10 protein-coding genes are annotated in these 10,449 nt (G+C 55.6%); 6 read left to right on the plus strand and 4 right to left on the minus strand.

Going from position 1 to position 10,449, the window contains the following annotated elements; all coding sequences use genetic code 11:
• Positions 1-276: 276 nt before the first annotated feature.
• Complete coding sequence (gene gspD, locus HZA03_03560) at positions 277-2,406, minus strand: type II secretion system secretin GspD (protein MBI5637031.1); 2,130 nt, start codon at positions 2,404-2,406, stop codon at positions 277-279.
• A gap of 144 nt (positions 2,407-2,550) precedes the next feature.
• Here gspD and ftsY point away from each other — a divergent pair, with 144 nt between their 5' ends.
• The 5 genes from ftsY (at position 2,551) to HZA03_03585 (ending at position 6,934) form a co-directional block, all read left to right on the plus strand.
• On the plus strand, positions 2,551-3,468 hold the full coding sequence (gene ftsY / locus HZA03_03565; GenBank protein MBI5637032.1) for a signal recognition particle-docking protein FtsY: 918 nt from the start codon (positions 2,551-2,553) through the stop codon (positions 3,466-3,468).
• Between the two features lie 252 nt (positions 3,469-3,720).
• Positions 3,721-4,959 (plus strand): DUF342 domain-containing protein, encoded by a 1,239-nt coding sequence (locus HZA03_03570; GenBank protein MBI5637033.1) that lies wholly within the window; start codon positions 3,721-3,723, stop codon positions 4,957-4,959.
• 22 nt (positions 4,960-4,981) lie between these two features.
• Positions 4,982-5,800 (plus strand): motility protein A, encoded by an 819-nt coding sequence (locus tag HZA03_03575; protein MBI5637034.1) that lies wholly within the window; start codon positions 4,982-4,984, stop codon positions 5,798-5,800.
• Positions 5,801-5,810: 10 nt separating this feature from the next.
• On the plus strand, positions 5,811-6,533 hold the full coding sequence (locus HZA03_03580) for an OmpA family protein (GenBank protein ID MBI5637035.1): 723 nt from the start codon (positions 5,811-5,813) through the stop codon (positions 6,531-6,533).
• Positions 6,530-6,934: a PilZ domain-containing protein gene (locus tag HZA03_03585; GenBank protein ID MBI5637036.1), complete on the plus strand. Its 405-nt coding sequence runs from the start codon at positions 6,530-6,532 to the stop codon at positions 6,932-6,934. Before HZA03_03580 ends, HZA03_03585 begins: the two co-directional genes overlap by 4 nt.
• A 15-nt stretch (positions 6,935-6,949) precedes the next feature.
• Here HZA03_03585 and HZA03_03590 read toward each other — a convergent pair whose 3' ends face one another.
• The 3 genes from HZA03_03590 to HZA03_03600 form a co-directional block, all read right to left on the minus strand.
• Positions 6,950-7,315, minus strand: a complete 366-nt coding sequence (locus HZA03_03590) for a hypothetical protein (GenBank protein ID MBI5637037.1) — start codon at positions 7,313-7,315, stop codon at positions 6,950-6,952.
• A 125-nt stretch (positions 7,316-7,440) separates the two neighbouring features.
• The gene (locus HZA03_03595) at positions 7,441-7,878 is read right to left on the minus strand and encodes a DUF2628 domain-containing protein (protein ID MBI5637038.1); all 438 of its coding nucleotides are present in this window, start codon (positions 7,876-7,878) and stop codon (positions 7,441-7,443) included.
• Positions 7,879-7,923: 45 nt separating this feature from the next.
• Positions 7,924-8,925, minus strand: coding sequence for a hypothetical protein (locus HZA03_03600; GenBank protein ID MBI5637039.1), 1,002 nt, complete (start codon positions 8,923-8,925; stop codon positions 7,924-7,926).
• 892 nt (positions 8,926-9,817) lie between these two features.
• Between HZA03_03600 and HZA03_03605 the strand changes: the two genes are divergently transcribed.
• A complete protein-coding gene (locus HZA03_03605) occupies positions 9,818-10,285 on the plus strand; it encodes a MerR family transcriptional regulator (GenBank protein ID MBI5637040.1) in 468 nt (155 codons plus the stop codon).
• Positions 10,286-10,449 lie beyond the last annotated feature (164 nt).

Here is a 10,449-nt window from a genome sequence, read left to right on the forward strand (position 1 = left end):
CCGCTATCCCGGATTATTCACAGCGTTGCCGTTCATAATCCGGAAACCGCCGATCTTTTGAAAATTATCGCGTTGGCTTGCATTTTTCCCGGTCAACATACTGTCAGTATGTTTCCCTCAAAAAATGTTTTCCCCTTAAAGGGGATACCCGGCGCGGATCGAAAATTAATTCCGCGCCTCCCTTCGCCGCCGCGCCTTTTCAAAAGCTAGACGGTTTTCCCGCTTTATTCGGTGAATAAAGCGGGCTGTGCGGGTTTGGAAGGCCGATGCCGGAAATTATTTTGCCAGCACCTTTTCGCCGGGGGCGAGGGGAGCTTCCGGGGCGGGGGCTTCGGCCTTGGTGTTTTTCGCGCTCAACTGCAAATCCTTGATCTGTTCCTTGTAACGTTCGGTGATCGCCCGCGCTTCTTCTTCCGAGCCGATCACATGCGGGGTCAGCAGGATCAGCAGTTCGGTTTTGGAGGAGGTTTTGCTGTTGGTGCCGAAGAGCCAGCCGAGGAACGGGATATCGGAAAGCCACGGGATGCCTGATTTGCCCCCCCCTTTCTGCTCGCTGATCATGCCGCCCAGGATGAGCGTTTCGCGGTTCTTCACCACGATGCTGCTTTTGGCCTGACGGCGCAGCAACGGCATGGCGGATATTCCCAGCGCCTTGAATTCCGCCTTGCGCCCGTCGTCGATCTGGCTGATTTCCTGATCCACGATGAGCGAAACGAAGCTTTGTTCGTTGATCTTCGGGGTGACGGAAAGCCGGATGCCGACCGAGCGGTACTGGATGTTCTGGGCGGTGGCGCCGGTCTGCGTGGTGGTGATGGTGGAGATCGGCACTTCGTTGGTGATGTCGATGGAGGCGGCCTTGTTGTTGGAGGTCATCAGGATCGGGCTTGCCTTGATGTCGAGCTTCGATTGGGTGGCCAGCGTGTGGAGCAACCCCATCACGTTGGTGCTGTTGCGGGCGAAGACCGAGAGGCCCTGCGCGCTCCCCACCGGGTTGAAGGCGGTGTTTCCCAGGTTCGCCGCCACGTTGGTGGCGCCGGAGGGGGAGAGGCCCCCCAGGTTGTTGGCGACAGAGCTTTCGCTGCCGCCGCCGGAGGACGCCATGGCCCATTCGAGGCCGAATTCCAGGTTGTCGGAAAGCTGGATTTCGGCGATGAGCACTTCGATCAGCACCTGCTGCGGCATCTGGTCAAGCCGCTTCAGCGTCTCCCCGATGATCTGGAAATTGCGCTCGGCCGTGCGGATGATGATGGAATTGGTGTCCGGGTGGTGCAGGATCAATACCGGGCCTTCCACCATGGCCGGGCCGGCCGCCGCTTGCGCGTTCGCTTTTTGTTTTTTGTCGTCCACATAAAGCTGGCGCAAAATGCCGGCCAGGTTCTCCGCGTCGCCGTGCTGCACATGATAGATGTGGGTGGTCACTTCGGCGCTGCCGATGGAGCCGGTGTCGAGCTTGTCCAGCCATTCCTTGATGCCGGGGTAGAGGTTGGGGAAGGGATTGACCATCAGGATGCTGTTGAGCCGGTCAAGCGGCAGGAAGACGATTCCCTGCGCGGGGGGCGGTTTCACGTAGCCCATGGTGGCGTAGACGGCGGTCAGCTCCTGCGCCACCTCGCCGGCGCCGGCGTTTTTCAGGTCGAAGAGCTTCACCTGCATGGTGTCCAGCGAATCGACGTCGATGGCGCGGGAAAGGCTTTCGATCTCCGGCAGTTTGGTGCCGCGTTCGACCACCAGCAGCATGTTTTGGCGCTGGAGCACCGTGGCGGACGCCTCCTTGGAGAGGAACGGCTTGATGAGTTCAAGTATCTGGTCGGCTCCCACATAATTGAAGGTGAGTATCTGGATGGCGTAGCGGTCGCGCGCGGCGAATTCGTTGGGGGCGGGATCCTTGTAGACCTGCAACGGCTCCTTGATGGCCGCGGCCGCGGGGAGGAAGCGCCAGTAGTTGCCGATCTTCACGCGGGTGATGCCGTTGAGGATCAGCAGTTGGTCCAAAAGGTCGATTGCGCCGGCCACCGGTATTTTGTTGAGCGTCCGGATGGTGACGAATCCCTTGATGTCCTGCTCGATGATGTAATTCATGTTGAGCAGCTCGCATATGTTTTTGATCACTTCGCGTATCGGGGCCGACTCGAAGTTGAGCGCCATGGATTGCCCGTTTTCCCCTTGCCGCCGCGCATCGGCGGCGGGAGTGACGGCGGCGCCGCTTTGCCGGTCGATCTGCTGGCGCGGAATGCCGGCCGGCGCGCCCGGGGGCGGGGCGGGAAGCGGCGCGGCCTGTTGCAGGGTGACGGGAGGGCTTGACTGCGCGCCGGATATTGAAAGGTTTTCCCCGTGCGCGCCGTGTGACGGCAGCAGACACATCGCGGCGGCCACCGCCGCCGGCATCCAATTGAGCGAACGCCGCACCTCTAATACCCCCTTTTAGCGTCAGCCATAAATTTCGGTTATCTTAACACAGAGTATCCCCCCCGCCGTGAAGAATAGCGGCGCGGAAAAAAAGCGCCATGCCCCTTTCATCCCCGGCCCGCTTGCGGCTACACTGTACGAATCATGGCTGACGCAAAAGAAGGTTTATTCACGCGGCTCAGAAAGGGGCTGGCGAAAACCCATGACGCGCTCGTGGGGAAAATCGCCGCCGTCACCGGCCGGATGCATCTTGACGATGCGTTGCTGGAAGAGCTGGAATACGCCCTCATCGCCGCCGATACCGGGATGCCCACCACGATGGAACTCATAAACCAACTGAAAGCGGCGGTGAAAAACAAGGAACTGACCTCTGTCGAAGGGGTACGCCCCTTTCTGGCCCGGCGGATACAGACGATGATGACCGTGCCGCCCATCGGGACGTCCGGGGCCAAGCCCCATGTGATCCTGATGATCGGCGTGAACGGCGCGGGAAAAACCACCACCATCGGCAAACTGGCCGCCCTCTTCGCCGCCGGCGGGAAACGCGTGCTGCTGGCGGCGGGGGACACCTTCCGCGCCGCCGCCATCGAGCAACTGGCCGAATGGGGCAAGCGTACCGGGGCGGAACTGGTGCGCCACGAGGCGGGCGGCGATCCGTCCGCGGTGGCGTTCGACGCCATGAAGGCCGGCATCGCGCGCGGCGCGGACATCATTATCATCGATACCGCCGGCCGGCTGCACACCCGCAATAACCTGATGGAAGAGATGAAGAAAATCCGCCGCGTCATCGGCCGCGAGCTTCCCGGCGCGCCGCATGAAACGCTGTTGGTGGTGGATGGCGCCACCGGGCAGAACGCCATCAACCAGGTGAAGGAGTTCAACCAGAGCGTACCGCTCACTGGCATCGTCATCACCAAGCTGGACGGCACCTCGAAGGGGGGGGCCGTGATCGGCATTGTGAACGAAACGAAGATACCGGTCCGCTACATCGGTGTGGGTGAATCGGTCGAAGACCTCCAGCCTTTCGATCCCGCCCTTTTTTCCGAAGCGCTGTTGCAATAAGGAGCCGGTCAACCCCGCGGACCAGCCCAGGCCCCGTCCGGCGTTATTGTGCCGGATCGTTCTCCGCCGGTTCTAAACAAGGCGTTTTGCGCGCGTACCCAAATGCTTTGAAATCAAGCTTTTTTCATATAAAATATCGGATCGTAACAGCCCCATAAAAAATCATTACACCGGACTGGAGGAATGGCGCGGGCTGCCGATAAGATTAAGTACGCCATTTTAAGGGGTTAGAGAGGACAAGGGATTTAACAGATGCCGAATATTCTGGTATTCACGCTGCCGCCGGATCTCATTAGGGCGGCCGGACCCACCGATCCATTGAGCGCCATCATCTCCGCGCCGATAGCGGTCGAGGCGCAGCAGCCGATAGCCATTTACGTTGCGGAGGGGAAAGAAATCCCGGGTCAGCACCTCTCAACCGTGAAATGGCATCTGCCCGCGGGGGTTACGGCCCGCGAGGTGGCCGGCGAGGGGATGACCGTGTCGCAAGGGGAGTACCCGGTGCTGGCGGCCGCGAAAAAAGGCTTTGTCACCGCCACGGAAAAAAAGCTTAAGGTAAGCGGCGTCTACGAAGTGAGCCGCGACCTCAACAACCGTACCGGCGGGGTGGAAACCCCCGCTTCGGTGCTGGTGATCGGTTCCATCAGCCAGGGGGTGACCATCCTTTCCGGCGGCGACGTGGAGGTGCGCGGTCTTATTGAAGATTCGTCCATCACGGCGGCCGGCAGTATCGTGGCCAAAGGGGGTTTTACCGGCGGCGAAAAAGGAAAACTTTCCGCCGGCAAGGACCTCTACTGCCAGTTTGTGCAGCAGGGAACGCTGGAGGCGCAGGGGAATATTGTGGTTGATGGCAGCATCATGAACGCCGCCAGTCTCTGCGGCAAAAAGCTGGTGGTGCGCGGCAACGGCTTTCTGGTGGGGGGAAAGGTGATGGCGCGCGAAGGGGTGGAGGTGAACCGCATCGGCTCCGAAGCGGCGGTGGTCACGGAAATCGAAGTGGGGGGCAACCCTTTCCAACTGGTGCGCATTGAGGCGGTGAATAACGAGGTGCAGAAACTGGAGCGCGAGGTTGTCACGGCGGCTGGGGCGGCGCGCCATTTCGCGAAACAGTTGGGGGGGCTTGCGCGCTTTGACGAAGCCGACCAGGCGACCTCGCTGTTCAACGCCGCCGAGACGATGCGCCAGCAGGGGGCGTCCCTGGATGACGAAAAGAAAGAGGAACTGCACAAGTTTGGCGCTTCCATCATGTCGCACATGCGGCTGCAACAGCGGCTGGAGCAGGAGCGGAAGGAACTGGCCGGCGCCGCGGACAGCGGCGGATTTTTCGGCAAGGCGAAAGTCACGGTGGCGAAGATCGCCCATCCCGGCACCGCCATCAAGATCGCCGACGCGGTGCTGCGGCTGGACCGCGAACAGGAACGGGTGACATTTTATTATAAGCCCGCCTCCGGCGACCAGAAGTACGCGGAGATTGCGATGGGGTATATTTAAGCGGTGAAATAATGGGAGGCATGTGAGTACATTAATTGCGATCATAACCGGCGTCGGGCTGGTGCTCTTCGCCATGAACATGGGCGCGGGGATTGAAAACTTTTGGGATCTTCCGGCGTTCATGATCGTGGTGGGCGGCACCTCGGCGGCGATGTTCATTTGCTTTCCGCTGCCGCAGATCATGCGAGTTTTCGGCGTTCTGCGCCAGATTTTCCTGGCGGACGACGCGGGGCCGGGGGGGATCATCGCCCTTTTCGTCCGCCTCTCGTTCAAGGCGCGGCAGCAGTCGCTCCTCTCCCTTGAAGAGGACATGAAGCGGATTGAAAACCGCTACATCAAGCAGGGACTCGAGATGGTGATCGACGGCCATCCCGGCCATCTCATCCGCGACGTGCTGGAAACCGAGTTGGATTTCGTACAGGTGCGTCACCGCAAGGGGGAGCACATTTTCCGCACCGCCAGCAAGCTGGCTCCCGCTTTCGGGCTGATGGGAACGGTCATCGGCCTCGTGCAGATGCTGTTGGGGCTGGCGGATGCGACCGCCGCCGGAACGAACGCCACCGAGGTTCTCGCCCGCGGCATGGCGGTGGCCCTTATGACCACATTCTACGGCGTGCTTTTGTCGAACCTTTTCTTTGCGCCGATTGCTGAAAAACTGCATGTAAAGACGGATGAGGAGCATCTCAACACCCAGGTCATCATCGAGGGGGTATTGATGCTGCAGTCCGGGGTGAACCCCCGCATTATAGAGCGGAAGCTCAACTCGTACCTCTCGCCGCAGCAGCGGGTGAAAGTATACGATGAGTACCTCAGGCGTCAGCGGACGGCCGCGCCGCAGTAAAGGATAGCGCATGGAACAGGAACAGCAGCCCCGCTCCCACGCGGGCAAGCCGAAGATACGGCCATCGGTTCTCGCCAGCATCCAGGAGGAAGCTTCCGCCGAGGCGATGGACGAGGCGCGCTGGCTTTTCTCGCTCAGCGACCTCTTGACGCTGCTGCTCACCTTCTTCGTGATGCTGTTCGCCATTTCCGTGCCGGACCAGAAAAAGCTCTCCGACATGATGAAGGGCTACGGCGGCGCAAAAGGGGGGGCCAAAAAGGCGGTCACCGGCGCCGAAGACCCGGAGGCCTTCGTTAAAAAGCATATGAAGTCGCTTATCTCGGACAACAACCTCGTCAACGATATCGACCTCACCTCCGATTCACGCGGCGTGGTGCTCTTCTCGCGCGGCGATTTTTTCTTCCCCTCCGGCACCGCCGAACTGTTGCCCGATACGCGGCTGTTCCTGGATAAAGTGTCCGACATTCTTCGCGGCGTGCCGAACACCGTGCTGGTGGAGGGCCACACCGACGACGTGCCGACCAGCACCGCGCAGTTCCCCAGCAACTGGGAGCTTTCCACCGCGCGCGCGGCGGTGGTGGTGAAGTATTTCGTCCAGGAAAAGAAGATCGACCCGAAGCGGTTCATCGTGTCGGGCTACGGCGAATTCAAACCGCGCTTTCCCGTCACCCCCGAAAACCGCCCCAAGAACCGCCGCGTTGAGATTATCATCATGACTTCGGAGAAAAAATGAGCGCCGCGCCCGGCTCCGGCCCCAAAGTGGCCGGCAAACGCGCGGATTTCCGCGTCGAGATGCCGCTGATGATCCGCTACCGCGTGGCGGTGCGCCAGGAGGACGGGCGGTATCAGCTTTCCCCGCTTGCCAACGGGGTGGGGGTCGATTTTTCAGGCGGCGGCTGCGCCTTCAAGATAGCCAAGGATATCCCGGCGGGATTTTTCCTCTATATCGAGATAACCATGCCGTATGACAAAGAGCCGGTGCAGGCGGTCGCCGAGGTTGTCCGCAACCTGCCGGACGAACTGAAGGGAAAACAGGTATTCCGCTGCATCACCCGCTACATCCTGATTCATCCGGACGTGCAGGACCGGATGGTCGGCTACTTCATCGGCGAAGCGGCCCGCCAGAAAAAATAGCCCGCCGTTGCGGCACTATTCTGCCTCACGCACCTCAACTATGTACCCGCCTTCTTCCTCTTCTTCTTCATTAATCGATACTTCATAAACAATATCCACTTCGGCATCTTTCCCTTTTACTCTTGCCGAGCATTGATAACTTCCAATTTCTTTATCAAATCCCGTCGCTCTTATAAAGTCCAGGCGGACTTCCCCTTTTTTATAAAAGATGAAACCATCCGGGTTTTTCTTTATTATTCCGATTACAGTCTTTTTTACCTCTTCATCGCCGCATTTAGGGGCCTTTTTCTTGAACAAATCAAAGGCCGAAGCACTATCAGAAATTGCGAATACACAAATCGCCAAGAACACCGCAACACGCGCTTTAAGTATGCTTTTCATTTTTTCTCTCCAAACTTCATAGCGTTTGAAAGCTGAATAAGGTTACCCAGAACTTCCCAGCGCTGCTATTTATTTACAATTTTAACGATGCAGATGTGGACTGCCTCCAAGTTAGGGCAACACAATCAAATCCACGGTTGCTTATTAGTTGTAAGCAATTTGTAATACAGTTGGTTGCCTCGTATTCCATAATAAATTCCCGCGATCAGAGTCAATGCGCCACCTGAAGCAACCACTACCACAAGCCAGATAATGCCATTAAGCCATAATCCCTTCCAGAGCGCCCAACCCCAGAAACCAAAGCAAGAAGCCCAATTCCATTTACCTGTATAAACACCTTTCGATTCAAATATTTTTTTGAACTCAACCTGATAATAAGGTTTGAGAAGTGAATAACCTGGGATCGCTTGTTCTAGCGCTTTTTTGCCCGCATCCTCTGCTTGCGGTGCATTCTTTTGACGGACACCGCACTTTGGGCAGATTTCAGCGGCAATCTTAATTGCCGCACCGCAGGTTTCACAAAATTTCTCATCAGCGGCCTTTGTTCGTATCTCTTCGCTCACAACAATCTCCCATGAATATGTTTTAGCTGCCCTTCCCGTATCAGGCTAATCGGTGTCAGACTGCCCAGAAATAGTGGAAGAATCGGAATCCCCCTGCATCTCGGAATTTTCAACCTTATGCTTAACAAAAATTTCCCCTGTTTCAAAATCGTAAAGCCATATTTCAAAAACATCAAACATCAAGCCTTCAAGCGTTATTGAAACTTCAAGAGGGCTTTCAAATGTTGGTTCAATAGAGAGGGGCATTGGGGCCGCTTCAAAAAAGGGCTCTTTAACTTTCCCAATTATTAAAATCCTGCCACTTTGGCTTAGACGTTGAGCTGTTTCGCCTGGCATTTTCGTCGTAAGCGATAATTCCGCGCAGCTTTCCGGCAGGCATTTTATAAAATTAATTGCGCCTTCAACCTTTTGCACATGTACGGTTGCCCCATATGCATTCGTTCCCTTGTACGAAGATTTTTTTATGCTATCGAGCAGGATTGGAACGCCAAAAGTTATTTTTACAGTTTCCTCTTCAGCATCATATGTAAGCGCCGTTCTGTTTTCTACTTCTTGTAGTCCGGCCTTCATTCGGTCGTACAAGGATTTCTCATTCGCATTTCGCGCGGTAAAATTGTCAATAATAAGGGATGCGGTATAATCGCCATCCATAAATTTTTTTGAAAAAGCCAATTTATCACCGTACATAAGTTTCCCTAACAACGGCGAAGCAAGCAGACTTTCCCTGCGCTTTTCAAATTGCTGATTATTTTCAAATCCGGTTTTTACAAACCGGCTGGCATTATTTTTACAGGCTCGATAAACTTTTACGAAATCATTACCGGCATAACGCCGGGGTAGCTTTGATGCATTCAAGTCAAGGGCTGCGCCAGAATATCCACCGCTTTTCGATGAAATTTCGTCCAAAAGTTGGCTGTTTTCTTTCGTTGCCGCAGAAGAGGCTTGGCCGCTTTGAATCGTTTTTTTCTTTGCCTTTTCCGCCGCAAAAGAATTTGCGGAAAGGCTGAAAACCATTATCAAGGTGAACAACGAACGCCATATTTTCATAATTTCGTCCTAATTCTGAAAAAAGTTTTTACATCGCCGCGCTTAGTTCCCCTTCTTCCCCGCCTTTGGATTGCAAGCAAGGCAGAGCCACCTGCCATTTTCATAGTTGCCGTGTGTCCCGTCACAAATGCCCGCTTTGCATTGGTGACAATAGCGATAGGTAAGCGATATTCTTTCGAAGACATGCCAGCATATTTCGCAACGCGCGGGCTTTCCACTTTCGATAAGTTGTTTACCCTCAACTCCGGATAGAATGGCATCAAAATCAATCTTTGAACTCATTTTTCCCTCCCTAATTTGAATCAAATTATCCAAATGCATTTTATACCCCCCCCTGCAAAGTCAATACCCCTTTTTGGGGTATTTTCCGTGATTTATAGCGGAAAAATGGCCGAAATGTGTGGGATTATTCATCACTTCAGGGCTGGATGATCGCCTACTTCATCGGCGTTGCGGTCGTCCGCCGCCGTTCTCCGGTTAAAAGGAGTCACCATGCGTGAAGAAACGGCTTCTAACCATGATTGACGGTATCAATGCCGCTTTTCGGTCCGGCATGGTTTTCACACCCATTGGGTAATTTGGGGGCGGCTTGATACAAGGTTAAAACCTTGGTTGCCCCCGAAGGGGGTAAGCCCTCTTGGCCCTTACAGGCCAACAACAGGTTGTGGCCTATAGGCTATTTCCGCCGCAGATTGAATTATCTTCTGCGGCTCCTTAAACCTGTTGTACCGACGCAATACTCTTCCTTAATTCGGGGATATAGGCCCGCCACCGCATGATTATTCCGCCGCTCCCAAGTCAAGCCCGGTATGATTACAAATAGGACACGCTGGAGAGCGTGTCCTGCCGTGAAAATAAGACACTGCCGCTTTTTTACGTTATCATTATTGGCATGGCAATCGATATTGACAGCGCCAAGCCGCTTTACGCCATGGCGGTGGCGGCCACCCTCACCGATACGACTCCGCGCATGCTGCGCGAATACGAGAAGGCGGGATTCATAAAACCGGCGCGGGTGGGCGGCCAGCGGCGCTATTCCAACAACGACATCCAGTTCATCAAGAACATCAAGTTTTATCTCGACGAGGCGGGAATGACCATCAACGGCCTCAAGCTGCTCTACATGATGGCCCCCTGCTGGGAGATCAAGCAGTGCAACCAGCCTGCGTGCCCCGCCTACGGCAACTACCGGCAAAAATGCTGGGAAGCGATCAAAGGGCCGGGCGAGGCGGACGCCCGCACCTGTCAAGGATGTCCCATCCATCTCACCTACCGGAAAAACCGGTCCATGAAGATGCATCAGGGGAAAGATATCGGCCCCAAGTGCTTTGTTCCGGTGAAAGGCGGGAAAAAGCGGTAGGGGCTGGTTTTAAAAAAATGTCCAATTATACATAGCGACATAAGTAATTGCGCATAACTGCAAAATGGTTTATCCTGCACCAAAAGGGGGCAAGCCATGAGAAAACTGGAAATCAAGGACGCTGAAATAATGAAGATAGCCGTTCAACAGGAAATTATCCGTTC

It is taken from the genome of Nitrospinota bacterium, from assembly GCA_016217735.1.
Lineage (GTDB): Bacteria > Nitrospinota_A > UBA7883 > JACRGQ01 > JACRGQ01 > JACRGQ01.

Excerpts from the sequence above, each read along its gene's own strand:
- HZA03_03600 (MBI5637039.1), bottom strand. The coding sequence starts at position 8,925 with ATGAAAATATGGCGTTCGTTGTTCACCTTGATAATGGTTTTCAGCCTT.
- HZA03_03590 (MBI5637037.1), bottom strand. The coding sequence starts at position 7,315 with ATGAAAAGCATACTTAAAGCGCGTGTTGCGGTGTTCTTGGCGATTTGT.
- HZA03_03580 (MBI5637035.1), top strand. The coding sequence starts at position 5,811 with ATGGAACAGGAACAGCAGCCCCGCTCCCACGCGGGCAAGCCGAAGATA.
- HZA03_03570 (MBI5637033.1), top strand. The coding sequence starts at position 3,721 with ATGCCGAATATTCTGGTATTCACGCTGCCGCCGGATCTCATTAGGGCG.
- ftsY (MBI5637032.1), top strand. The coding sequence starts at position 2,551 with ATGGCTGACGCAAAAGAAGGTTTATTCACGCGGCTCAGAAAGGGGCTG.
- HZA03_03585 (MBI5637036.1), top strand. The coding sequence starts at position 6,530 with ATGAGCGCCGCGCCCGGCTCCGGCCCCAAAGTGGCCGGCAAACGCGCG.
- HZA03_03605 (MBI5637040.1), top strand. The coding sequence starts at position 9,818 with ATGGCAATCGATATTGACAGCGCCAAGCCGCTTTACGCCATGGCGGTG.